This window comes from Clostridium coskatii, from assembly GCF_001675205.1.
GTDB classification, from domain to species: domain Bacteria; phylum Bacillota; class Clostridia; order Clostridiales; family Clostridiaceae; genus Clostridium_B; species Clostridium_B ljungdahlii.
This window is the reverse complement of the sequence record NZ_LROR01000054.1, coordinates 43,334-68,414: the sequence shown is the minus strand read 5'-3', so window position 1 is coordinate 68,414 and position 25,081 is coordinate 43,334. Positions and strand designations below refer to the sequence as shown.

Genomic DNA, 25,081 nt, shown 5'->3' with positions numbered 1-25,081 from the left:
TTTTAGCCATCATATTTAAACCCTTGACTAAATATTATTTTTAATTAAATTATATGTACTATCTTGTAATACTCTCGCTACCTTCAGCTTTTACATAATAATTACCTGCAAGACACATTATTTCACCTTTTAACTGCAATTCAAATAATAACTCATATAATCGTTTTATGTCAACATTAGTTATTCTACTTATTTCATCTATATGCATGGGAATATGTCCTATTACATTACATATTTTTTCTTCTTTACAGCTTAATTTATGCTTTTTTTCACAAGTCTTATTCATATACTCTACAGGTAATATATCAAATAAGTCCTCTAAACATGTAAATACATAGGCTCCATCTTTTATAAGTTTATTCGTTCCCCTACTCTTAGAAGAAAATATAGATCCTGGTACTGCCATAACATCTTTACCCTGTTCCAAAGCACAGCTTGCTGTTATTAGTGCTCCACTTTTATCCCCTGCTTCAATTACAATTACCACATCACTCAATCCACTTATAATTCTATTTCTAAGTGGAAAATTATAATAATAAGGTTTTGTCTTAGGAACAAACTCTGACAGCACACATCCTCCCTTCAAGATATTTTCATATAACTTTCTATTTTGTCTGGGATATATAACATCTACCCCTGATCCAAGCACAGCACAGGTATATCCATTTTTTTCAACAGCTGCATTCTGTGCATAGCTATCAACTCCTCTTGCCATACCACTTATTATATTTATATTATTTACAGCAACTTCCCTACTTATTAATGTAGCTAAATTTTTACCATACAAACTACAATCCCTAGCACCTACAATAGATACACTAAAATTATCATTGAGTTTTTTTATATTTCCTTTATAAAATAAAACTGCTGGAGAATCCTCATAATTTTTTAATCTCTCAGGATATACTTTATCACAAAAATTTATAGCATTAATTCCATTTGTACTGCAGTATTGCATCATATTCTCCAATTCATAACTATTCCAAGCCTTTTTAAGTTCATCGTATATTTTAGGATAACTTTTACGTAAAAGTGTAAAATCATCATTGTAAATACTGTGAATATATATTTCCCTTGTACTTTTAAATTTTTTTAAGATAGAAATTTTCAACTTATTTGATATTTTAACACAAGCAAACCACAAATCATATATATTCATATATTATTCACATCCCATATCTATAATTATGTAAAAATTATGCTCATAATCCATACATTTTATTCAAATCAAAATTAGTATTAGCTTCATAATTTGATTTATTCCCACCTATATTTAAAAGTTTAAAATGCAAATTTATTGTCAAGAATTAAGTAGAGGTGATAATAATTATGGCAGTTAAACTAAATACAGCTTCATTTTTAGGTGTAGAAGGAAATATAGTATCCGTAGAAGTAGATATAGAAAGAGGGCTTCCCTGCTTTAATATAGTAGGTCTTGCGGATACTTCTGTAAAAGAATCTAAAGAGAGAGTTAAAGCTTCTATCATAAATTCAGGTTTTGAATTTCCTGTAAAAAAAATAATAGTAAACTTAGCTCCTGCTGATATGCGAAAAGTTGGATCTTTATTTGACTTACCTATAGCCCTTGGTATATTAATAGCTACAAATCAAATAAACTTTGCTGATTGTAGAAACTTTTTAATCATGGGTGAATTGTCTTTATCTGGAGAACTTAACAAGGTAAGAGGTGTTCTTCCTATAACAATAGAAGGTATGAAAAACAATATTAAGAATTTTATAGTTCCTATAGGAAATGCAGAAGAATGCTCTGCCATAAATAAAATTAATTGCTATGCATTCAATAATTTAAAGGAAGTTGTGTATTTTATAAAATATAGAGATTTGGTACCATTTAATCATAAAACAATAAATGTTGAAAGTAAAAATGCATTAGATTTTTCAGATATATTAGGACAAGAAAGCTGTAAAAGGGCTTTAGAAGTTGCTGCTGCAGGAAATCATAATATACTTATGATAGGTCCACCCGGATCTGGTAAGACTATGATGGCAAAGAGGATTCCAACTATCCTACCAAATTTGAGTTATGAGGATGCTCTAGAAGTAACTAAAATATACAGTGTAACTGGAAGTTTAAACAAAAATGAAGGTCTAATAACAAGACCTCCCTTTAGAAATCCACACCATACAAGTACAACTGCTTCTCTAATAGGAGGTGGAAAAAATTTAATGCCTGGTGAAATATCCCTAGCTCATAATGGAGTACTTTTTTTAGATGAAATTTTAGAATTTAGGAAAAATGTCCTTGAAACTTTAAGGCAACCTTTAGAAGAAAAAAAGATAACTATAAATAGAGCATATGGTAGGGTAACCTTTCCCTGTAATTTTATGACTGTATTAGCCACTAATCCATGTCCCTGTGGAAATTTTGCCTCTAAAAAGGAGTGTAATTGTACTGATTTTCAAAGGAAAAGATATATATCAAAACTATCCGGACCTATTCTAGATAGAATAGATTTATTTACTTTCGTAAATTCTCTAGACTTCAAAGATATTGAAAATTGCTCCAGAGGTGAACCTTCTAAAAATATAAAAAGCCGAGTAGAAAAGGCAAGAAGAATTCAAAAACAAAGATTTAAAAATGAAGGAATACACTACAATTCAGAAATGAGCAGCAAATTAATAAGAAAATACTGCAATCTAGATGAAAGATGTCTGTTACTTATAAAATCAATTTATATTAAGTACAACTTAACAACCAGAGCTTATAGCAGAATATTAAAAGTAGCTAGAACTATAGCTGATTTAAACAATAGCAAAAAAATACAAGAATCCCACCTAGCAGAAGCTCTTCACTATAGAAAATTTTTAGATGAAAAATTTTTGTAATTTCCATAAAACTCCTCAAAGAGCTTTATTTTAAGTTATAAAAATTGTATAATAAAATTAAGTTATTTTTTTACATAAAATCAATTTAATAGGAGTGATGTGTATGTATTTTTTACTTGTTATACTTGGTATGTTTTTCAGTTTCATATTATTTTTTACTGGAATACAAAACAAAAATTCTGATATCATAAGTATTGGAAGCGTACTTTCTATATTCTTTTTATTGATTTTCATAAATATATATATACCTGATGTTGTACATAGTTTAAAAACAGGCTTAATAAGTATATCTAGTCTATGGTAATCGTATTCATAATTTAAAAATAAAAGGAGATTTTTATGCATTCTTTTAATAAAGATATAGGTTCTCTAGGGGAGGATATAGCTGAAATTTATCTCAAGCAAATTGGATATACTCTGCTAGAAAGAAATTTTCATTGTAAACTTGGGGAAATCGATATAATAGGAAAAGACGGAAATTATATTTGCTTTATAGAAGTGAAAACACGATGTAATACTCAATATGGCAGTCCTGGTGAAGCCGTAAATTACACCAAACGTATAAGAATATGTAATACTGCTAAAATGTATATAGCTAAAAAAAAGCTATTTAAATTCAATTTTAGGTTTGATGTAATAGAAGTTATGGTTAACCCTCATGACGGCATTTCATCTATAAAGCTAATTAAAGATGCCTTTGAAATATAAACTTATCTACAATATATTTTTTAAAAAACTTACTCTATGTATTTTACAAATTCCATATTTTTTTATAGATTCTATATGATCTTTAGTTCCATATCCAGAATTTTGCTCAAACTTATAATTTGTATACAGATGAGAGTATTCTTCCATGAGACTATCCCTGTATACTTTTGCAATAATTGAAGCTGCAGCTATACTAGCACTCTTCGTATCACCTTTTATTACAAACTCATTATTAGTGGACAAGTTTTTTACTGCATACCCATCAGATAATGCCATGGTTACAGGTAATTTGAGACCTTCTACTGCTCTCTTTAGTACTTCATTATTACACCAGGATATTCCCCTCTTATCTATTTCAATATTGTTTATAACCGCAATATTATAAGCAAGCGCCCTTTCTTTTATAACCTTTGCAAGCTCACATCTACGTTTTGGCGTAAGCTTTTTAGAATCCTTTATACCTAAAATTAATTCTCTATCTTCATTATAATTCAAATTAAGTATCACTGCCCCAGCGGCTATTGGACCTGCCAAAGGCCCCCTTCCAACTTCATCTACACCAGCTGTATATATATGATTTCCAAAAGACTTATCAAATTCATACATTTTTCTTACTCTGGAAATCTCTGAATTTTTATTTAAAATGAATTTGTAAAAACTTGAAGACAACGACCTTACATTTTTTCTTTTGTCTAACTTTAAATTTCCTATAACTTTTTTGATTTCATCCTCATTTAAGTCAAAATAGCCTTCTTCTAAATTTTTTATTGCATACTTTATTTTATCGAATTTAAAATTTTCTAGTTCATTCCACGAAAAATTTTCTTTATTTATATCAAAATCTACACTTTCGCTATCTTCCATTATTTAAAATACACCTTTCAGAAGTTTAATTCAATTAAAATCTAATGGATCTTCAAGAGAAATAGGTCCTAGCTTTCCTCCTCTAAATTCATCCAAAATTATAACAGAAACTCTATTGTAATCTATCTTTCCTCCAGATACTATAGCTCCTCTCTTTCTTGCTATATTATCCATATTTACTAAAGGATCTTCACTTAATTCAGATAACTTATATCTGTCCATTAGCCTTTTAGGATATCTTTCACATAAGTCCTTCAAAAGACTTAATGCAAGCTCTTCAATATCCATGATTTCATCCTTTATAGCTCCCGTAAAGGCTAAGTGTAGCTGAGTTTCCTGGCTTTCCAGCTTAGGCCACAATATTCCAGGTGTGTCCATTAGTTCTATTCCAAGCTTAGTTTTAATCCACTGCTTGCTCCTTGTGACTCCCGGCTTATCTCCTGTTTTTGCTATGCTGTTTTTAGCCATTTTGTTTATAAATGAAGATTTACCTACATTAGGTATACCTACTACCATTACCCTATCAGTTATACCTAAAATGCCCTTATTGTTCATTCTATCATGCTTTTCTTTTAAGAGCTCATTTAATAATGGTTTTATACTTTTAATACCCTGTCCTGTATTTGAATTTACAGCAAGAGCCTTGATGTTTTTATTTGATAAATATTTAATCCATTTTTTGGTTACACTATCCTCACTTAGATCATTCTTATTTAGAAGTATTATTCTAGGTTTTGATCCACAAATATCATCTACCTCTGGATTTTTGCTGGACCTTATTATCCTAGCATCCCTTATCTCTATAACTGCATCTACCAGCTTAAGATTTTGTTTCATCTCTCTTTTTGTCTTGGCCATATGCCCTGGAAACCAATTTATATCCATATAATTTCTTCCTTTCTACTTATGGGCCGACTTCAACGTTCCAAATCTGCTAAATGGATATATCCTAAAAGCAGCTCTTCCCACTACCAGTTTATAATTTACAAATCCTACATCAGAAAATCTACTATCCCTGCTGTTATTTCTATTATCTCCAAGTACGAATACCGTATTATTAGGTACAGTAACTTCATTAAAGTCTCCTGTAACCATAGGTTCTAATATATAAGGTTCATTTTTAGCCACATCATTTACATAAAGTTTTCCATTTTCAATCTTAACTTTGTCTCCACCTACTGCAACTACTCTTTTAATAAACTTTTCTTTAGGATTTGCAGGGTACTTTATTACAACTATATCACCAGGCTTTGGAGCCCTAAAATAATAACTAACTTTTTCTACAATTAATCTATCCTTATTATTTAAAGTTGGATCCATAGAATGCCCATCTACACTTACAGTTTCAAATACAAAAGTTATAATTAAAAATGCTGCTATTATAGCTACCAGTATGGATTTACCTAAATCTAGCAATTCCTTCATAAAAACTTTACACCACCTTAAATATAAAAAAAGGACTTTATAAAGCCCCCTTTTCTTATTTTAATATTTCTTTAACTTTAGCTGCTTTACCTACTCTGTCTCTTAAATAGTATAATTTAGCTCTTCTAACTTTACCTCTTCTAATTACATCTATTTTATCTATTATAGGAGCATTTACTGGAAAAGTTCTTTCAACACCAACACCATAAGCAACTCTTCTAACAGTAAAGGTTTCTCTTATTCCACCGTTTTGTCTTTTTAAAACTACACCTTCGAAAACCTGTATTCTTTCTCTATTTCCTTCTTTAATCTTTACATGAACTTTTACTGTATCACCTACATTGAATTTTGGAAGATCTGTTCTTATCTGTTCATTTTCTATTTGTTTTATTATTTCTAACACTGTGCATTACCTCCTAATAATTATTCAACGTTCTTACCCAGCTTATAGCAGATAGAGGAACGTCTGTATAGCACACAAAATACATTCTAGCATATTTACATATCAAATTCAATATATAATTAAAAATTTACATTATATGTTCTTTTTATATAAGTCAATGAGTTTTTTGTCTTCTGTGGATAATTTAAGTTTTTCAAATAAATCTGGTCTCTTACTTTTAGTTATTACAAGCGATTTCATTCGTCTCCATTTTTTTATATTTTCATGGTGACCAGATAAAAGAACCTCTGGTACGTTATCTCCCTCAAAACATTCCGGTCTAGTATACTGTGGATATTCTAGTGATCCATTATAAAAAGATTCTTCCATATAGCTTTCGCTTTTGGCAAGTACACCAGGAATCATTCTACATATACTATCTACAACTGGAATACATGCCATTTCTCCCCCAGTTATTACGAAATCTCCTATAGATATTTCAGTGTCTATATATTTATAAACTCTTTCATCTACTCCCTCGTAATGTCCACATAAAAATATCATTTCTCTCTCTTTTGAAAATTCTTTAGCCATAGACTGGTTAAAAGTTTTTCCTCGAGGGCCTAGATAAATCACTTTCCCATTATTTTGACATTTAACTTTTCTTATACAGTCTACAATTGGCTGGGCGGCCATCACCATTCCTGCTCCTCCACCATAGGGATAATCATCTACTTTTCTATGCTTATCTATGGTAAATTCTCTTATATCAAAAGTATTTATTTGTAAAATACCTTTGTTAATTGCTCTTCCAATTATACTATAATTAAATATGTCAAACATTTCAGGAAAAAGTGTCAATATATCTATTTTTACATCCATGTTTTCACCGGCTTTATAACTATCTTTTCTTTTTCTACGTCTATGCTGACTACAACATTTTCTATAGCAGGAATTAAAAGCTCATTTTCTCCCTTTATCCAGTAAACATCATTATTATGGGTATGAATTACATCCCCAACCTTGCCATAAAAAGTTCCATCCTCATCCACTACACTGCATCCTATTATATCTGTAATAAAATATGTTCCTTCTTCTAATTTAACTGCATCATTTCGTGGAATTTCTATATATTTTTGTTTATAAGCCATAGCTTCTTCTATAGAATCTATACCCTCAATTTTAAGTATAACCTTCTTTGACTGGAGTTTACATTCTATTATATTTTTTATTGTACCATCTATATATGCAGATTTTAATTTTTTAAATCTTTCAATATCATCAGTTAAAGGATACACCTTTAATTCTCCTTTTATTCCATGAGTATTTATTATCTGTCCTACAGTTATAAAATCTTTCATAGAACAATATCCCGCATATCAAAAATTAAGGTTTCAAGCTTAATTTCTAAAAGAGGATAATTTCACTCCCTTCGCTTAATTTTAAAATTATATATATAAATATAAGAGTTAGAATATCTAACTCTTATATTATCTCTACAACAACTCTTTTATTCTCTTTTATAGCCGCTGCTTTTACAACAGTTCTTATAGCCTTGGCTATTCTTCCCTGTTTTCCTATTACCTTTCCCATATCATCTGGTGCAACTTTTAATTCAAGAATTATAGATTGCTCACCTGCAATTTCATTTACTTGAACCATATCTGGGTTATCCACTAATGACTTAGCAATAATTTCCACTAACTCTTTCACTCAATACACCCCCAGTTATTACTTATCAAGCTTATCTTTTAGCCCAGCTTTATCAAAAAGCTTTTTTATAACATCAGTTGGTTGAGCACCATCTTTTATCCATTTGACAGCTTTTTCTTCGTCAAATTTAACAGTGGTTGGATCAGTTGTAGGATTATAGTATCCTATTTCTTCTATAAATCTTCCATCTCTTGGACATCTAGAATCTGCCACAACTATTCTATAAAATGGAGCTTTTTTAGCACCCATTCTTCTCAATCTTATCTTTACAGCCATTAATAATCACCTCCTTAAAATATTAAAGCATATGGCTTTCATATCAATAAATCTCTATTTTAAAAAGGCATTTTTCCAAATAATCCCTTCTTAAATCCTTTTTTCATTCCATTTAACTGTTTCATAGTCTTCTTAATCTTTTCAAAATCCTTTAGAAGTTTATTTACCATCTGTATAGTAGTACCAGAACCCAATGCTATTCTCTTTTTTCTTGAAGACGAACCACTTATAATAGAAGGATTTCTTCTTTCCTTTACTGTCATGGAATTAATTATACATTCGATTTTTGCAAGTTCCTGTTCTCCCTTGGAAAAATCTACTCCCTTCAATTCCTTCATATTAACTCCTGGTACCATCTCCATAAGCTTACTTATAGGTCCCATTTTTTTAGTCTGCTGCATTATAGCCAAAAAATCTTCAAAGTTAAACTCCTTATTCAGCATTCTATTTCCTAACTTCTCAGCTTCTTCTTTATCTATAGACTGCTGTGCTTTTTCTATAAGCGAAAGCACATCCCCCATGCCAAGTATTCTCGAGGCCATTCTATCTGGATAGAATACTTGAAGGTCATTCATTTTTTCTCCCATACCTACAAATTTTATAGGTTTATCAGTCATAGATCTTATGGATAGTGCTGCTCCGCCCCTTGTATCTCCGTCTAATTTTGTAAGTATGACTCCACTTATATTTAACTGCTCGTTAAAGCTGGAAGCCACATTAACTGCATCTTGACCTGTCATTGCATCTACTACAAGCATAATTTCATCAGGGTTTATATTTTCCTTAATTTGCTTCAATTCACCCATAAGTTCTTCATCTATTTGAAGTCTACCTGCTGTATCTATTATAACTACATTTAAATTGTTGTTTTTTGCATATTCTAAAGCCCCTTTACATATATCTACTGCTGTTACCTTATCTCCCATTGAAAATACTGGAACATCTATTTCTTTTCCAACTACTTGAAGTTGTTTTATTGCAGCAGGTCTATATATATCACAAGCTGCTAGAAGGGGTTTCTTATTCTTTTTCCTAAGTTGAAGCGCCAATTTGCCACACATGGTAGTTTTTCCTGCACCTTGAAGTCCGACAAGCATTATTACAGTCAATCCATTGGAATTATACTCAATTCCACTCTCATTTTTACCCATTAATAACGTAAGTTCTTCATTTACTATTTTTATAACTTGCTGTGCTGGAGTCAAACTTTTTAGTACTTCTTCTCCCATACATTTTTCACTGACACTTTTAATAAAATTTTTCACAACTTTGTAATTAACATCTGCCTCTAAAAGTGCCAATTTCACTTCTCTCATAGCATCTTTTATATCTTTTTCAGAAAGTTTGCCTTTGCCTCTAAGCTTTTTTAAAGTTTCCTGAAGTTTAGATGCCAATCCTTCAAAAGCCATGATAATCCTCCTAAATTCAAATATTATCTATTATGTAATTCTTTATTTTACTAAGTATTTCTTTATTTTCATTGCAACAAAGTGAATCTATAAATTTTAAAAGAGATTGCTTACTTTTTTTCAGCTTTTCATTCTTCTCTAACAAATGAAGCTTTTCTTCATACTGCAATAAAAGTTTGTGGCATCTCTTTATTATGTCATATACTGCCTGCCTACTAGTACTAGTGTGTTCAGATATTTCTGCTAAAGAAAGATCTTCATTATAGTACAAGTCCATCACATCTTGCTGTTTCTCAGTTAAAAGCTTACCATATATATCAAGTAATATGGAAAGCTGTACTCTCTCTTCCATAATACCATCTCAACTTAAATTAATTTATTAGAAGCTAGACTGCCTAAATTAAAAGCTCTTCATCCAACGAAATATATGATATCAAAATTTTCGAATAGTGTCAAGTACTTTTACTTAACAGATTTTAAAATAATGCCTCTACAAAATCTCTGCTACAAAATTCCTGAAGATCATCTATACCTTCTCCAACTCCTATTAATTTTACAGGTATATCTAAACTGTGTTTAATAGATATTACAATTCCACCCTTAGCAGTACCATCTAGCTTAGTAAGTATTATACCATCTATAGGACATACTTCAGTAAATTGTTTTGCCTGCTGTACTGCATTTTGCCCCGTAGTTGCATCTAATACAAGTAAAGTTTGTTTAAATGCCTCTTTGTATTCCCTCTCTATTACTCTATTTATCTTACTCAATTCGTCCATTAAGTTTTTCTTGTTATGCAATCTACCTGCAGTATCACATATGAGCACTTCAGCTTTTCGTGCTTTTGCTGCCTGAATGGCATCAAATATGACTGCTGCAGGGTCAGAACCTTCCTGATGTTTTATTATATCAACGCCGGCTCTCCTGCTCCACACCTCTAATTGATCTATAGCTGCTGCCCTAAAAGTATCTGCAGCTGCCATAATTACTTTATTACCACTATCTTTAAGTTTTGAAGACATTTTCCCTATTGAAGTAGTTTTTCCCACGCCATTTACTCCTATTACAAGGATTATTTCAGGAGTTTTTTCAGGTTCAATGCTATTTTTTTCATCCCCTAATATGTCTATAATAACTTCCTTTAAGCACTGGTTTATAAGAGAAGGGTCCTTTATTTTTTGTTCTTTTATCTTTTCTTTTAATTTATCTATAATATAAGTAGTTGTTTCAACACCTATATCTGCTGTTATAAGTATCTCTTCCAATTCTTCATACAAGTCATCATCTATACTAACAGCACTAGTTAACATGTCGCTTATTTTTCCAGTTAAATTACTTTTGGTTTTTTCAAGTCCATTTTTTAATTTATCAAAAAATCCTTTTAGCATGTTTGGCACATCCTTTCATCTTTTTTAGGTATATTTAATATTCATCTTTTAAACTTACAGAAACAATTTTTGAAACACCTTTTTCCTGCATAGTAACTCCATAAAGCACATCACTTGCCTCCATAGTTCCTCTTCTATGAGTTATAACAATAAACTGAGTCTCATTTGAAAACTTCTTTAGGAAGCTTGCATATCGTGCTACATTTGCATCGTCAAGGGCAGCTTCTATTTCATCCAATATACAAAAAGGAGTAGGTTTTATCTTAAGTATTGCAAATAAAAGTGCTATAGCAGATAACCCCTTTTCCCCTCCAGACATTAGATTTATGTTTTGAAGCCTTTTTCCTGGGGGCTGAACTGTTATATCTATATTCCCACTAAGTTCATCTCCACCTGTAATTATTAAATCTGCACTTCCACCTTTAAACAACTCTTTAAACGTTTCATTAAAACTTTCTTTTAATCTATCAAAATTTTTTTTGAATACGGTTCTCATTTTTTCAGTCATAGCATCTATTACATTATTTAACTCTTCTTTTGATTTTACCAAATCTTCTCTTTGAGTACTTAAGAATGTTACCTTTTCTCTCAAATCGCTATACTCCTGTATAGCACCCAAATTTACTATTCCTAATTTAGAAATACTATTTTTCAAATTTACTACATCTGAATTATATTTATCTAAATTTTCTATGTCTTTTTTATATTTTAGGGCTTCTTCGTAAGTAATTTTAATTTCATTTTTTAGTTTTAAACACATATTTTCTTTTTCTGAATTAAGCCTAGCTAAAACTACCTGCACTTTATGAAGCTTTTCTTCTTTCTTATTTATTAAAAGAGTTAAACTTTCTAACTTTTCATTACATTTTTTTACGCTATCCTTTAATTTTATAAGCTCTTTATCATTTTCCTCTATATTATTTTTTAAAATTTCTATACTTTTCTTTAAGACTCGTATTTTTTCTTTATTCTCATTTACCTTCAACTCTTGATTATGTATATTATTTTCACAATCTTTATTTTGCTCAATTATCCTGGATTTTTTCACGCTTAATTCTTGTATTTCATCTGTCAATCTCTTAAGTTCTCTGTTTTCATTTAAGATACTTTCATCTAATTGAGCCTTTTTTACTTTGAAATCTAAAAGTTTTTCCTTCATTTTTTCTATATTACTTTTATTTTCTTCCAATTCCTTTTCTATTTTTAAAATAGAGCTATCATTTTTGTTTTGTTGTCCCAAGGAATTTTCTAATTTTTTCTTTTTATCCTCCAGATTTTTTTCCTTCAGCTCTTTATTTTTAGTCAAAATATCTATCTCTCTATTTGATATTTTCATATTTTCTATTAATTTAGAGCTTTCATTATCTATATTATTTATTTTTCCCTGAATCTTAGTCAATTCTATATTTTCAGAATAACCTTTTTCCTTTAAATCTAAAATTTCTTCATCCAATTCTTTTATACATTTTTTATATTCTTGTACTTTTCCATTTAAATCTTTTAGAGATTCACTTGTTTTATTTATTTTAATTGCACTTTCTTCTATTTCACGTTTTCGCCCTATTATATTGCTGCTCTTTTTTTGAAAACTTCCACCAGTAAGGGATCCTCCTGAATTTACTACATCTCCAGCTAAAGTAACTATTCTAAAACTATATCCACTTAATTTAGCTATTTTAAGCGCACTATCCATGTCTTCACATATAACTGTTCTTCCAAGTACATATTCAAGTGCATTTTTAAACTTATCTTTATAATTTATGACCTCACTAGCGATCCCTATATATCCACTTATACCCTTAAACCTTTCACTATTAGAAATCTTTTTTCCCTTTATTATATTAAGGGGCAAAAAAGTAGCTCTTCCCATATTTTTATTCTTCAAATGCTTTATGAGAGCTTTGGCCGTAATTTCGTCTTCAGTTATTATATTGGATATAGCACTGCCAAGGGCAACCTCTATACAAGTTTCATACTCTTTAGGTAACTCTATAACCTCTCCAAGCAAAAAACAGCTGTTTTCAGGTACTCTTACTGCCTTATCTTTTATATCCTTCATAAGTGATTTTACGGACCTATTATATCCTTCATAGTGCTGCTGTAAATTCAAAAGCACAGCATAATTTGCCTCTAATTTGTTATAAGTTTTGTTTAATTCTTTAAGATTTTTTTCTTCTAAAACAAGATTAGTATTAAATTTTGAAATTTTCCTTTTATTTTCTTTAACCTTGTCTTGATATTCCGATATTAGTTTTTTTATACTAGATACTTTTGAAACCAGCATATCTTTGGTACTAGCATTTATTTTTATAGAATGAACATAGCTTTCACAGGAGCTTTTCATATTATTAATTTTATCCAGAGTATCTTCTATTTCCTTTTGTGCAGAAGATATGTCATTTTTTAAGTTAGATATATTACTTAAATATTCTATCTGATCATCCTTTAATTTCTTATATAAATCTTCTCTTTCTACTGCATTTTTTTGTACATTTCCTATATTATCGTTATACTCAGATATATCATTCTCTAATTTATCCTTATCCGCTTTTAACTTGGAAATGCCATCTTTTTGAAGTTCCACCTGCTGCAGCTTTTTTCTGTTAGATTCTTCAACTTGTTTTAACTCTAAAAAATTTTTTTCTATAGTTTCCTTTAAATTTTCTATTCTTTGTTTTAAAAGCTTTATTTCACCCTCTGTTTGTTGAACACGTTCTCGGTCTCCATAGTAATTTGTTTTACAGTCAGAATTTTTATTGTTAAAATCCTCAATTTGCTCATTTCCATTTGTTATCTTACATTTTAAATCCACAAATTCCAAATTCAATTCTTTAACTTCTTTATCCATAAAATCTGTAGATTTTTGGTTTTCTCCAATTTTACTTTCTATTTTTTCCATAGAATGAACTAATAAATTTATTTCCTTTTCCTTCAGATTCTTTGATAGTTTCAAAAATTCATTAGCCTTGTCATTTTCCTCTTTAAGTGATTCTAACCTTTCAGTATGAGTTTCTAAAATATCTTCTATTCTTACCAAATTGGCATCGGTATTTGACAGTTTTTTTTCTGCTTCTTCTTTTCTCCACTTAAATTTAACAATACCTGCAGCTTCTTCCAGTACACTTCTTCTATCTTCAGGTTTTCCACTCAATAAGGCATCTATTTTACCTTGTCCTATTATTGAATAACCTTCTCTTCCTATACCTGTGTCCATAAATAGTTCATTTACATCTTTTAATCTACACTGAGTATTATTTATATAGTATTCACTTTCTCCAGATCTATAAAGTCTTCTTGAAACAGTTACATCAGAATAATCAATAGGAAGTTTCTTATCCTCATTATTTAAGGTAAGGGAAACCTGACATAATCCAACTGGTTTTCTATATTGAGTACCAGCAAAAATTACATCTTCCATCTTTCCACCTCTAAGGCTTTTCACGCTTTGTTCCCCTAACACCCACTTAATTGCATCAGAAATATTGCTCTTTCCACTTCCATTTGGCCCTACTATAGAGGTAACTCCTCCTTTAAATATAAGTTCCGTCTTGTCTGCAAAGGATTTGAATCCTCTTATCTCTATATTCTTTAAAAACATCGAAAAGCAGCCCCTTATCTAAAAAGCATTGGAAGAAGCGTAACTAAAAACATAAGCACTACAAAAACTATCATTACCTTCATCATTTTATCTCTAGTATTCTTTTTCATAATACACACACTCCTTTAAAAAACTCTACCTTTCTTTACACTTATCTTCTATATATTCATCTATAGATATAGATTTAGTTACTCCCTCTTCAATTATAACTATGTTTTCCCTACTAATTGAAAGATCTTGAATAACTTTTACAAAACATTTACCAAATTTCTTTTTCATCTCATTAAAATATTTTCTTTTATTTGCATACAACTTTGAAATATCCCTATTGTTTATCTTTATAACTACATTTCCCTCATAATACTCTGATATACTGTCCTCTATCATACTATTGTAAATACTTCCTTCTACCAGTTCCCTAAAAGCAGGATGAAAAGGACCTGCTATTACATCTTTACCTACATTTATTTCTTCTGTAGGTTGGAGTCCCATTCTTATTACATTTATTTTATTTTTTCGCAAAATGTAATATAAATTTCTGCATATATCCACTGCTTCATCTAATGTATAAGGTTTATATACACCTTTTTTGTACATGGTCTCCATGAAAGTTCCCTTTATTACAAGAGCAGGGTATAATCTGTATATATCCGGATTCATAAGTACGGATCTTTTTACAGTTTCCATATCTTTTTCGAAAGTATCTGAAGGTAACCCCAGCATAATCTGATGTCCTAATGTGAATCCATACTCCCTTATAAGAGAAGATGCTTTAACAACATCATCTGCAGAATGCCCTCTTCCTGATTTTATAAGTACTTCTTCATTTAATGACTGTACACCAAGTTCTATAACGTCTACAGAATAGCTTTTTAAGTTATCCAGTATACTTTTGTCTATATAGTCTGGTCTTGTTGACATATGTATAAGATCTATATCTCCTCTATCCTTATACTCCTTAGCCACACTTAAAAGTTCATTTTGCCTTTCCATGGGGATTGCAGTAAAAGTACCTCCAAAAAAAGATACTTCTACTACGGAATTTTCTCGTTTTATAGTTTTTAAATACTGATTTATAGTATTTCTAGTAAAACAGGCATCAACTTTTTCCTCATTTCCCGTAATCGCAGTCTGATCACAAAATACACAATTATGGGGGCATCCTTCATTAGGTACAAATATAGGTATTATATAATGTTTCATTTTGACTTATCCTCATTCCTAAAGCATACTTACTTTTACATTTAATTTCATCAAAGCATCCTGAGCTGCATTCTGCTCTGATTCCTTTTTGCTGTATCCTACACCGCTGCCCAAAACATTTTTTTCTGTACACACTTCAGTATAAAACTTTCTTCTATGAGGAGGTCCTTCATATTTTACTAGGTTATATTCTATAGATACATCCCCATCTTTTTGTAACGTTTCTTGAAGCTTGGTTTTATAATCCATAATTATTCTATTTTTAATAGCATTTTCTATAATATCTTCAAAATTTTCAATTATAAACTTTCCTGTCTTCTCATATCCAAAATTCAAATAAATTGCAGCAATAATTGCTTCAACACAATCTGCCAATATGGAAGTTCTTTCTCTTCCTCCTGTAATTTCTTCTCCCTTACTCATTTTTATGTATTTACCGAGATTCCATTTTTTGGCTACATGATAAAGGGAATTTTCACAAACTATAAGAGACCTTTTTTTTGTAAGCTCTCCTTCAGGTTTACTTTTATATTTTAAAAATAAGTATTCTGATATACAAAGCTGCAATACAGAATCTCCTAAAAATTCTAATCTTTCATTAAATTTTATATTTTTTCTACCATTAGCATATGAACTATGAGTTAAAGCTACTTCTATGATTTCCTTGTTGTTAAAACTCATATTAAATTTCTTTTCTAGTAATTCAATAAAGCCTATCTCTTCCATTTTCTAATTCTCCTTTTGAAGTTTATTCTTCAGTTTGCCATAGACCAACTATATAAAAAACAAACTCAAGAATAAATTCATTACTGTAATCAAAGATTTAAATTAAAAGTCCCGATTTAACGGGACTTTTAAGCATATACTCTGTTTATTCTTCAGTATGAGCTTTTATGTACTCAACTACATCTCCCACTGTTTTTACCTTTTCAGCTTCTTCGTCTGGTATTTCAATATCAAACTCTGTTTCAAGAGCCATTATTAACTCAACGATATCAAGGGAATCTGCACCTAAATCGTCAATAAAAGATGATTCCATTTTTATTTCATCAGAGCCAATTCCAAGTTGTTCAGATATTATTTTTTGTATTTTTTCAAAAATCATAATTTCGCCTCCAAAAATTTTTCATACATAAATAATATTACATAAGTTATATACCGTCAATAATAAATATATTTATTATACTAACTTATATTATATCAATACATTTATATTATATACTTTATATATTATTACTTTCTACATTATGTATTTTTTCTATTTCAAATTTTATTTTATCAATAACATTATTTTCATAACAGCTTATGGCTTGCATTACTGCATTTTTAAAAGCTTTTCCATTAGAACTTCCATGAGCCTTTACACATATACCCTTACATCCTAAAAAAGGAGAACCACCATATTCTGTATAATCCAATTTACTTTTTAAACTTTTAAAAGCAGGTTTTAAAATAAAAGCTGCCAACTTACTGCTAAAGGATTTCATAATCTCTTCTTTTAACATAGAAAATAAATTTAACGCTACTCCCTCATACATCTTTAAAACTGTGTTCCCTACTACTCCATCACAAACTAATACGTTCACATCTCCATTAGTAACATCTCTTGGTTCTACATTTCCCACAAAGTTAAAATCCATGCTTTTCAAAAGTTTATATGCATTTTTAGCCAGTTCATTTCCCTTTTCCTCTTCTTCACCTATATTTATAAGACCTATAGATGGATTATTTACCTTTAATATGCTTTCAAAATATATCTTGCCCATAAGAGAAAATTGCTGCAAATACTGAGGCTTACAGTCAACATTTGCTCCTGCATCTATTACCATGAATTTTCCATTTTTCCCTGGCATTATAGGAGCTAGTGCTACTCTATCTACCCCTCTAATTCGCCCTACGATTAAAGTGGAACCTGCCATAAATGCCCCTGTGCTTCCTGCTGATATAACAGCATCTGCTTTACCTTCTTTTACAAGATTAAGTGCTTTAACTAAGCTAGAATCCTTTTTTTTTCTTAAAGCCATAACTGGAGATTCACCTGTAGCTATAACCTCTTTAGTGTTTAAAATATCTATTTTGTCCTTAGGATAATTATATTTAGCTAATTCATTTTCAATTTGCTCTTTTGGGCCGGTTATTATTATATTTACATCTTGCTTTTTAACTGCTTCTACCACACCTTCCACTACGGCACAAGGTGCAAAATCTCCTCCCATACCATCCACAGCAATTATCATATTTTCACATCCTATCCTATATTCTGGACCTTTGTTACCTAATTTTGTTACTTAATATGATCTAACCTTTATAGACCCTATGAACAAAAAAAGAAAGTCAAATGACTTTCTTTTATTTATTTTCAGTTGAAATGATTTCCTTACCTTTATAATATCCACAATTCTTACAAACTCTATGTGCAAGTTTCATTTCATGGCACTGAGGACACTCAACTAAGCCTGGTAAACCTAATTTAAAAGTCTGTGCTCTTCTTGAGTCTCTTTTTGCTTTTGATATTCTGCTGGCTGGATTTCCCACAGTAAACACCTCCTTAATCAGTGAAAAACATATCTTTTAGCTTTGCCAATCTCGGATCAATATCATCGCTTTTGCACTGACATTTAGAATTATTTAAGTTAGTGCCGCACTGTTGGCATAACCCTTTACAATTCTCGCTGCAAAGCCTCTTAATTGGTAAAATTAATATAATGTTATTTTCTATTATTTCCGTAATATCAATGATATTACTATCTATAAAGATGGCTTCATCATCCTTATTTTCCTTGTTATTATTTGTAAATCTTTCAGTAATAGCAACATTCACAGCATAAGAGAATTTACCTAGACATCGTGAACAAGTGAGCTCTAGTAAAGTATTAATTCTTCCTTCCAACAGAAGAATATCTCCTTCTTTACTTAAAGTTCCGCTAAACTTTAGAGGCTCTAATAACTTTATGTATTCACTTCCATCATAGAATCCCTTTTCTTCTACTGTAACATTTATGTCCTTTGTAACAACTTCTTCACTTAGTAAATCTGATACATTTAATTTCATATCACTCACCTCTATATATTAGCCACAACCTATTATATAGAGATGAGCATTAAAAGTCAAGTCTTATTTATTTTCAACTATTTCTTTTGTATCCCTAGCTATCATAAGTTCTTCATTTGTAGGAATTACTAATACTTTTATCTTTGAATCAGGTGTGCTTATTTCTAGTGCTTCTCCCCTTTTCTTATTCTTTTCTTCATCTATTTTAATTCCAAAATAGCTTAATCCATTACATATAGCAGATCTGCTAGTAGCTGAATTTTCTCCAAGTCCTGCTGTAAATATTATAGCATCTGCTCCATTTAAGACTGCAACATAAGCTCCTATGAAAGATTTAACTTTGTGATAATACATATTTAATGCAAGCTTTGCTCTATCATTTCCTGAATTTGCAGCTTCTTCTACATCTCTAAAATCACTGCTTACTCCTGATACTCCAAGTATTCCTGACTTTTTGTTCATTAAAGTATCCATTTCATCTACAGACATACCTGTTCTTTTCATTACAAATGGTATTATAGCTGGATCTATATCACCACATCTAGTTCCCATTACAAGTCCTGCAAGGGGAGTAAGTCCCATAGTTGTATCTACTGCTTTTCCTTGGTTTACCGCACATATACTAGCTCCATTTCCTAAATGACAAGTTATTAACTTAAGATCTTTTGGATCCTTCTTTAATAACTTAGCTGCTTCAATTGAAACGAATCTATGAGAAGTTCCATGGAAACCATATTTTCTGATATCATATTTTTCAGATACATCATAAGGTATTGCATACATGTAAGCATAATCTGGCATTGTCTGATGAAATGCTGTATCAAATACTGCTACCATTGGAGTATTTGGCATTAATTTTTTACAAGCATCTATTCCCATTATATTAGCTGGATTATGTAGTGGTCCTAGTGGGATACATTCTTCTATTGCTTTCATTACATTTTCGTCAATAAGAATGGATGCTGCATATTTCTTTCCACCGTGCAAAACCCTATGTCCTACAGCGGATATTTCTGACATGTCTTTTATTACACCATGTTTTTTATCTACAAGAGCATTTAATACTAATTGTATAGCAACTTTATGGTCTTCCATTGGTTGCTCTGTAACAAACTTTTCTCCATTAACTTTGTGTGTTAAAATTGAACCGTCCATTCCTATTCTTTCTACAAGACCCTTTGCTACAACACTTTCATCTTGCATATCAATAAGTTGATATTTTAAAGATGAACTTCCACAGTTTACTACTAATATTTTCATGTTTAATATTCCTCCTAAAAATGAATCATTTATGCTTTTTGTTATTATTTTTGAGCTTGTGCTTGAACTGCTGTTACAGCTACTACATTTACTATATCATCAGAATTACATCCCCTTGACAAATCATTTATAGGTTTTGCAAATCCTTGGCATACAGGTCCTATAGCATCGGCTTTTGCAAATCTTTGAACGAGTTTATAGCCTATATTTCCTGCTTGGAGATCTGGAAATACAAGTACATTTGCTTTTCCTGCTACTTCACTTCCAGGAGCCTTTAAACTTGCAACCTTTTCTACGATAGAGGCATCTAATTGTAATTCTCCGTCTAAACTTAAATCTGGTTTAGCTTTTTTTGCAATCTCTACAGCATTTCTAACTTTGTCTACTAATTCGTGTTTTGCACTTCCCTTAGTAGAAAATGAAAGCATTGCTACTTTTGGATCCATTCCACATAAGTTCTTTGCAGTTTCTGCTGTACTTATTGCAATTGAAGCCAATTGATCACTATCTGGGCATGGATTTACAGCACAATCAGCAAATAGAAGTACACCATTGTCACCATACTCACAATTTGGTACTTCCATTATAAATGTACTGGAAACTACTGATGTACCTGGAGCTGTCTTTACTATTTGAAGTCCTGGTCTCAAAAGATCACCTGTAGTATGAACCGCACCTGAAACCAATCCATCTGCATCTCCAAGTTTAACCATCATTGTAGCAAAGTATATTGGATCTCTTACTATTTTATCCGCTTTTTCTGGCGTTATTCCCTTCTTCTTTCTCAATTCATAAAAAGCATCTGCATATGCCTTTAGTTTATCTGAAGTCTCTGGATCTACTATTTCTGCTCCATTTAAACTTACACCTAATTTTGACGCTTTTTCTTTTATTACCTTTTCATTCCCTACAAGGATTAAATTTGCAATACCCTCTTTAATTATTTTTTCACAAGCTTGAAGAGTTCTTTCTTCTTCTCCTTCAGCTAAGACAATCTTTTTTTTGTCTTCCTTTGCCTTACTCCAAATTTTTTCCATCAATTTCATGTTCATTTCCTCCCTTTAAATTTAACACAAAATTACACACACTTATACTATAATCCTTTTTAGTTGTATTTTTCAATAAAAATCATTCAAAAATATAACTTTTGATAAGAAATTTCACAAATTAAAGTATCAAAAAATTTTGCTAGTCAATACTTTACTCAATATTATATAATGTAAATCAAATAAGCAAAAATTTAATCTGAAAATAGATACTCTATTTAAAAATCCTACACTAATACTTATTTTATTGTTATAATATGTATATATTTCACTTAGGCATTTTAAAATAAATAATCAATCAATATACTAGCCTATTTTTTCAAATGCCCTATACTTTGTACTTATAGTTCTTTAATGAAATAAACAGAGTTCTTGACATGGAATAAAATATTTTAGAAAGGAAAATTTCTATGAACGTAACTGGAATAATAGTTGAATATAATCCCTTTCACAATGGACATAAATATCATATTGAAAGTGCTCGTTCTGCTACAAAATGTGATGCTGTAATAGCAGTTATGAGTGGTAACTTCGTGCAAAGAGGTTCACCATCTATAGTTGACAAATGGACTAAAACCAAAATGGCACTTCTAAATGGAGTAGACCTGGTATTTGAACTTCCTGTTATCTACAGTCTATCTTCTGCTGAATTTTTTGCCTATGGTGCTGTAAGTCTCTTAGAAAACTTGGGTGTAGTAAAAAATCTTTGTTTTGGAAGCGAATATAGTAATATAAACTTGCTGAAATCTATTGCAAAAATTCTTGCAGAAGAGCCTACCCAATTTAAATTATTTTTAAAGGAAAAAATGTCACAGGGTATGTCCTATCCTTCTGCACGAAATAGTGCTTTAAATAATTTTCTATTAAATACTAAAAGTTCTCTTACAAAGTACAATATAGATGAAATACTTCAATCTCCAAACAATATTTTAGGTATAGAATATTTAAAAAACCTAATAAGAATAAAAAGCAATATTACTCCCATATCAATAAAAAGAATTGGAAGTTCATATAATAGCTTAAACATAGAGCAATCTTTTTCCAGTGCATCATCTATACGTAATTTCTTAAAATTAAATGGGAACATAAATGACTTAAGTTCTAATATTCCAGAAAATGTACTTTCTATTTTAAAGAAAGTTCAATCTACTGGATGTGGCTTTATTTTCGAAGATTGTATGGTGCCCTATTTAAGATATAAATCCTTTCTATATGAAAATAAAATTAAAAATTTACCTGACATATCCGAAGGAATTGAAAATAGAATACTCAAATCTCTACAGAATAATTGTTCCTACAGCGATATAATAATTAAATCTAAAACCAAAAGATATACTTACAGCAGAATAAGTAGAATATTATGCCAGTTTTTTTTAGGATTTGAAAATTTAAATTCTGAAATATTGAGAAGAAATATATGTCCCTATGGAAGAGTCTTAGGATTTAATTCTACCGGTATAAAAGTACTTAAGGAAATGAAAAATAACTCTTCTATTCCAATTTACGTAAAAATGCCAAAAAAAATAAGTGAAATGCTTGAATTAGACATACAGTGCACAAAAGCCTATAGTCTATTAAACAAAAATATACCTTTTAACAATGATTACCTTCAAAGTCCCATCATGGCAGATCAAATTTAGAATAAGTTTCCTACTTTTTAAATATAATTTAATAAACTGTGTTTATATTCAATAAATTTTTTAAAAAGTAGGTGACATTCTTGGAAGTTTTATTTTATCTATTAATATTTGCAATATTAATACTTCTTTTTATTTTACTAAAAGATAAAAATTTACTTATAACTATAGTATGTTCAATTTTTATAATTGAAATTATACTTGCACCAAAGCTATGTATAGATGGGGTAATTTCAGGTAGTCTATTATTTTTTTACAAGGTATTTCCATCTTTATTTTCATTTTTAGTTGTATCCAACATAATACTCTCTTGTGATGGAGTGTACATATATTCAAAATTAATAGGCAAAGCCCTGTGCAAACCCTTAAGACTCCCAACTAACTGCAGCTTCGTATTAATTATAAGCACACTTTGTGGGTATCCCCTTGGAGCAAAATATGCTTGTCAACTTTATGAAAAAAAAATAATAGACCTTTTCACCTGCGAGAGGCTTTTAAATATAGCTTCTAATGCAAGTCCTCTCTTTATGCTAGGTTCTGTTGGAGTTTCCATGCTAAAGAGCTCTTTTATAGGGTATATACTATTACTTTCTAATTTGCTATCTTGTATAGTTATGAGTTTTTTGATACCTTCTAAAAAAACATATTACAAACCTATTGCTTATAGAAATCACTCTCATGAAAGTGAAAATATCGGAAAGGTATTTAAAAACAGTATTGAAGATTCTTTAAAAAACTGCATATCAATAGGTGGATTTGTCATATTATTTTCTGTTGTAAATAGTATTTTAAAAAATAATATTCTATTTAATTTACTAATTAGTAGCATTTCACGTATAACTCATATTTCGGGTAACATAATGGAAGGAATTTTCCTTGGAATGATAGAAATGACTAATGGATGCAGCTTAATATCATCTTCTACTGCCTCCCTTAATTTAAAAATTATACTAGTAAGTTTTTTATTCACCTTCAGCGGACTATCAATTATATCTCAAGTGTACTCTTTTACTTATAAATTTAAAATATCTTTAAAAAAATATTCTCTTAGAAAAATACTACAGGGAATAATATGTTCCATATTTAGCTTATCACTTTATAACCTATTCTCTTTAAAATTATCGCAAGAAACTTTTCTACCTTATTATAAAATAACTACATACTTTAATAACTTGTTTATACTTACTATAATTTTGCTTATTACTCCCTGGATTTTATATAAATTAAAGCAATTATTTCATGTCTCTTAGTTCTTTTATATTTGCTCTTATATCTTCAGTCTTTAGATCCATGCTGTTTACTAAATTATTTAACATCTTTTGAAGTTCTACTTTCAGCGTTGCTAGCATCTCATCATTTTTCCTTGATAATTCATTGTCCAACTGGCTTAATAGTTCATCTGCATAGTCTCGAGCGCCTAGTCTTATTGCCTTGGCGTTTTTCTTCGCAGATGATATAATTTCTTCTGCCCTCATATTAGCTTCTTTGGTAATATCATGGTTTTCTATTTGACGTCTTAACAAACTCAAATTTTCTTTTTTCATAGTTTCAGATTCTTGTACAGCTTCACTTAAAATTCTCTCTTTTTCGTTTACTATCCACTGTGCCTTTTTAAGCTCGCTAGGAAGATAATCCACTATTTTTTGAAGCACATCTAAAATTTCCTTTTTATTCACCATAACCTTCCCTGTCATAGGAACTTTTGCAGATGTATCTATAATTTCTTCAAGATATTCTATTAATTTAATAGCATCCATAATTTTTCCCCCTAAGATACCTTAGCACTTTTTATAAACTCTATTAATCTTGTTTATAATATCAAACCTTATTTCTTCAGGTACTAAACCTTTAATACATCCCCCAAACATAGCAACTTGCTTTACCGAGGATGAGCTCAAATAGGAATTCATGGCACTAGTCATCATAAATACTGTCTCTTTATCAGAATCTAGCTTTTTATTCATAAGAGACATCTGAAATTCATATTCAAAATCTGATACTGCTCTCAGTCCTTTTACTATAACTTGAATGTCATTTTTTTTCATAAAATCTATTAACAGACCGCTAAAGCTTTCAACTTTTACATTAGGTATATCTTTCACTACCTTTTGAATTAATTTTACTCTTTCTTCAATATTAAATAGGCCCTGTTTTTCAGGATTAATTAGTACTCCAACTATCAAATGATCAAATACTTTAGATGCCCTATTTATTATGTCTAAATGCCCATTGGTTATTGGATCAAAACTTCCGGGATATACCGCAGTCTTCAT

The 25,081-nt window shown here is 30.2% G+C and carries 29 protein-coding genes; 5 read left to right on the top strand and 24 right to left on the bottom strand.

Annotated elements, in window-relative coordinates; all coding sequences use genetic code 11:
- Positions 1–58: 58 nt before the first annotated feature.
- The gene (gene dprA / locus CLCOS_RS12845; RefSeq protein WP_063600195.1) at positions 59–1,159 is read right to left on the bottom strand and encodes a DNA-processing protein DprA; all 1,101 of its coding nucleotides are present in this window, start codon (positions 1,157–1,159) and stop codon (positions 59–61) included.
- Positions 1,160–1,329: 170 nt separating this feature from the next.
- Here dprA and CLCOS_RS12840 point away from each other — a divergent pair, with 170 nt between their 5' ends.
- The 3 genes from CLCOS_RS12840 to CLCOS_RS12830 all read left to right on the top strand — a co-directional run bounded on the left by CLCOS_RS12840 (position 1,330) and on the right by CLCOS_RS12830 (position 3,555).
- A complete protein-coding gene (locus CLCOS_RS12840; RefSeq protein ID WP_063600194.1) occupies positions 1,330–2,847 on the top strand; it encodes a YifB family Mg chelatase-like AAA ATPase in 1,518 nt (505 codons plus the stop codon).
- Between the two features lie 103 nt (positions 2,848–2,950).
- Positions 2,951–3,151 (top strand): hypothetical protein, encoded by a 201-nt coding sequence (locus tag CLCOS_RS12835; protein ID WP_023163122.1) that lies wholly within the window; start codon positions 2,951–2,953, stop codon positions 3,149–3,151.
- Positions 3,152–3,186: 35 nt separating this feature from the next.
- The gene (locus CLCOS_RS12830; protein ID WP_023163121.1) at positions 3,187–3,555 is read left to right on the top strand and encodes a YraN family protein; all 369 of its coding nucleotides are present in this window, start codon (positions 3,187–3,189) and stop codon (positions 3,553–3,555) included.
- A gap of 6 nt (positions 3,556–3,561) precedes the next feature.
- Here the strand turns inward: CLCOS_RS12830 and CLCOS_RS12825 are convergent, their stop codons facing one another.
- The 21 genes from CLCOS_RS12825 to pta form a co-directional block, all read right to left on the bottom strand.
- Positions 3,562–4,419, bottom strand: a complete 858-nt coding sequence (locus tag CLCOS_RS12825) for a ribonuclease HII (RefSeq protein WP_013237961.1) — start codon at positions 4,417–4,419, stop codon at positions 3,562–3,564.
- A gap of 30 nt (positions 4,420–4,449) precedes the next feature.
- Complete coding sequence (gene ylqF, locus CLCOS_RS12820) at positions 4,450–5,304, bottom strand: ribosome biogenesis GTPase YlqF (protein ID WP_023163119.1); 855 nt, start codon at positions 5,302–5,304, stop codon at positions 4,450–4,452.
- Between the two features lie 15 nt (positions 5,305–5,319).
- Positions 5,320–5,844 carry a signal peptidase I gene (gene lepB / locus CLCOS_RS12815; RefSeq protein WP_013237959.1) on the bottom strand — a complete coding sequence of 175 codons (525 nt, stop codon included), beginning with the start codon at positions 5,842–5,844 and terminating at the stop codon, positions 5,320–5,322.
- A 55-nt stretch (positions 5,845–5,899) separates the two neighbouring features.
- On the bottom strand, positions 5,900–6,247 hold the full coding sequence (gene rplS, locus CLCOS_RS12810; RefSeq protein WP_013237958.1) for a 50S ribosomal protein L19: 348 nt from the start codon (positions 6,245–6,247) through the stop codon (positions 5,900–5,902).
- 132 nt (positions 6,248–6,379) lie between these two features.
- Positions 6,380–7,108, bottom strand: a complete 729-nt coding sequence (gene trmD, locus CLCOS_RS12805) for a tRNA (guanosine(37)-N1)-methyltransferase TrmD (protein WP_063600193.1) — start codon at positions 7,106–7,108, stop codon at positions 6,380–6,382.
- The gene (gene rimM, locus CLCOS_RS12800) at positions 7,099–7,587 is read right to left on the bottom strand and encodes a ribosome maturation factor RimM (protein ID WP_063600192.1); all 489 of its coding nucleotides are present in this window, start codon (positions 7,585–7,587) and stop codon (positions 7,099–7,101) included. The genes trmD and rimM overlap by 10 nt, the downstream gene beginning before the upstream one ends.
- Positions 7,588–7,711: 124 nt before the next feature.
- Positions 7,712–7,939, bottom strand: coding sequence for a KH domain-containing protein (locus CLCOS_RS12795; RefSeq protein ID WP_013237955.1), 228 nt, complete (start codon positions 7,937–7,939; stop codon positions 7,712–7,714).
- A gap of 18 nt (positions 7,940–7,957) precedes the next feature.
- The gene (gene rpsP / locus CLCOS_RS12790) at positions 7,958–8,215 is read right to left on the bottom strand and encodes a 30S ribosomal protein S16 (RefSeq protein WP_013237954.1); all 258 of its coding nucleotides are present in this window, start codon (positions 8,213–8,215) and stop codon (positions 7,958–7,960) included.
- Between the two features lie 59 nt (positions 8,216–8,274).
- Positions 8,275–9,624, bottom strand: coding sequence for a signal recognition particle protein (gene ffh, locus CLCOS_RS12785; RefSeq protein ID WP_063600191.1), 1,350 nt, complete (start codon positions 9,622–9,624; stop codon positions 8,275–8,277).
- A 16-nt stretch (positions 9,625–9,640) separates the two neighbouring features.
- The gene (locus CLCOS_RS12780) at positions 9,641–9,976 is read right to left on the bottom strand and encodes a putative DNA-binding protein (protein WP_023163117.1); all 336 of its coding nucleotides are present in this window, start codon (positions 9,974–9,976) and stop codon (positions 9,641–9,643) included.
- Positions 9,977–10,100: 124 nt separating this feature from the next.
- Positions 10,101–11,012 carry a signal recognition particle-docking protein FtsY gene (gene ftsY / locus CLCOS_RS12775; RefSeq protein ID WP_013237951.1) on the bottom strand — a complete coding sequence of 304 codons (912 nt, stop codon included), beginning with the start codon at positions 11,010–11,012 and terminating at the stop codon, positions 10,101–10,103.
- A 34-nt stretch (positions 11,013–11,046) separates the two neighbouring features.
- Positions 11,047–14,610 carry a chromosome segregation protein SMC gene (smc, locus tag CLCOS_RS12770; RefSeq protein ID WP_063600190.1) on the bottom strand — a complete coding sequence of 1,188 codons (3,564 nt, stop codon included), beginning with the start codon at positions 14,608–14,610 and terminating at the stop codon, positions 11,047–11,049.
- A gap of 14 nt (positions 14,611–14,624) precedes the next feature.
- Positions 14,625–14,720, bottom strand: coding sequence for a hypothetical protein (locus CLCOS_RS21995; RefSeq protein WP_023163115.1), 96 nt, complete (start codon positions 14,718–14,720; stop codon positions 14,625–14,627).
- Positions 14,721–14,745: 25 nt separating this feature from the next.
- A complete protein-coding gene (locus CLCOS_RS12765) occupies positions 14,746–15,813 on the bottom strand; it encodes an elongator complex protein 3 (protein ID WP_063600189.1) in 1,068 nt (355 codons plus the stop codon).
- An 18-nt stretch (positions 15,814–15,831) separates the two neighbouring features.
- Positions 15,832–16,539, bottom strand: coding sequence for a ribonuclease III (gene rnc / locus CLCOS_RS12760; RefSeq protein WP_063600188.1), 708 nt, complete (start codon positions 16,537–16,539; stop codon positions 15,832–15,834).
- A gap of 145 nt (positions 16,540–16,684) precedes the next feature.
- The gene (gene acpP / locus CLCOS_RS12755; RefSeq protein WP_013237947.1) at positions 16,685–16,918 is read right to left on the bottom strand and encodes an acyl carrier protein; all 234 of its coding nucleotides are present in this window, start codon (positions 16,916–16,918) and stop codon (positions 16,685–16,687) included.
- A gap of 118 nt (positions 16,919–17,036) precedes the next feature.
- The gene (gene plsX, locus CLCOS_RS12750; RefSeq protein WP_063600187.1) at positions 17,037–18,050 is read right to left on the bottom strand and encodes a phosphate acyltransferase PlsX; all 1,014 of its coding nucleotides are present in this window, start codon (positions 18,048–18,050) and stop codon (positions 17,037–17,039) included.
- Between the two features lie 112 nt (positions 18,051–18,162).
- Entirely contained in the window at positions 18,163–18,348 is a 186-nt protein-coding gene (rpmF, locus tag CLCOS_RS12745; protein WP_013237945.1) for a 50S ribosomal protein L32, read from the bottom strand.
- Between the two features lie 13 nt (positions 18,349–18,361).
- Positions 18,362–18,865: a YceD family protein gene (locus CLCOS_RS12740; protein ID WP_063600186.1), complete on the bottom strand. Its 504-nt coding sequence runs from the start codon at positions 18,863–18,865 to the stop codon at positions 18,362–18,364.
- 63 nt (positions 18,866–18,928) lie between these two features.
- The gene (locus tag CLCOS_RS12735; protein WP_063600185.1) at positions 18,929–20,125 is read right to left on the bottom strand and encodes an acetate kinase; all 1,197 of its coding nucleotides are present in this window, start codon (positions 20,123–20,125) and stop codon (positions 18,929–18,931) included.
- 44 nt (positions 20,126–20,169) lie between these two features.
- Entirely contained in the window at positions 20,170–21,171 is a 1,002-nt protein-coding gene (gene pta, locus CLCOS_RS12730) for a phosphate acetyltransferase (protein WP_013237942.1), read from the bottom strand.
- Between the two features lie 410 nt (positions 21,172–21,581).
- Here pta and CLCOS_RS12725 point away from each other — a divergent pair, with 410 nt between their 5' ends.
- Both CLCOS_RS12725 and ylbJ read left to right on the top strand, forming a co-directional pair.
- On the top strand, positions 21,582–22,811 hold the full coding sequence (locus CLCOS_RS12725; protein ID WP_013237940.1) for a nucleotidyltransferase: 1,230 nt from the start codon (positions 21,582–21,584) through the stop codon (positions 22,809–22,811).
- 80 nt (positions 22,812–22,891) lie between these two features.
- Entirely contained in the window at positions 22,892–24,058 is a 1,167-nt protein-coding gene (gene ylbJ / locus CLCOS_RS12720) for a sporulation integral membrane protein YlbJ (RefSeq protein ID WP_013237939.1), read from the top strand.
- Here ylbJ and CLCOS_RS12715 read toward each other — a convergent pair.
- Together CLCOS_RS12715 and coaD are read right to left on the bottom strand one after the other, a co-directional pair.
- Entirely contained in the window at positions 24,041–24,565 is a 525-nt protein-coding gene (locus CLCOS_RS12715; RefSeq protein WP_023163109.1) for a hypothetical protein, read from the bottom strand. The genes ylbJ and CLCOS_RS12715 overlap by 18 nt on opposite strands.
- A gap of 21 nt (positions 24,566–24,586) precedes the next feature.
- A complete protein-coding gene (gene coaD, locus CLCOS_RS12710; protein ID WP_013237937.1) occupies positions 24,587–25,081 on the bottom strand; it encodes a pantetheine-phosphate adenylyltransferase in 495 nt (164 codons plus the stop codon).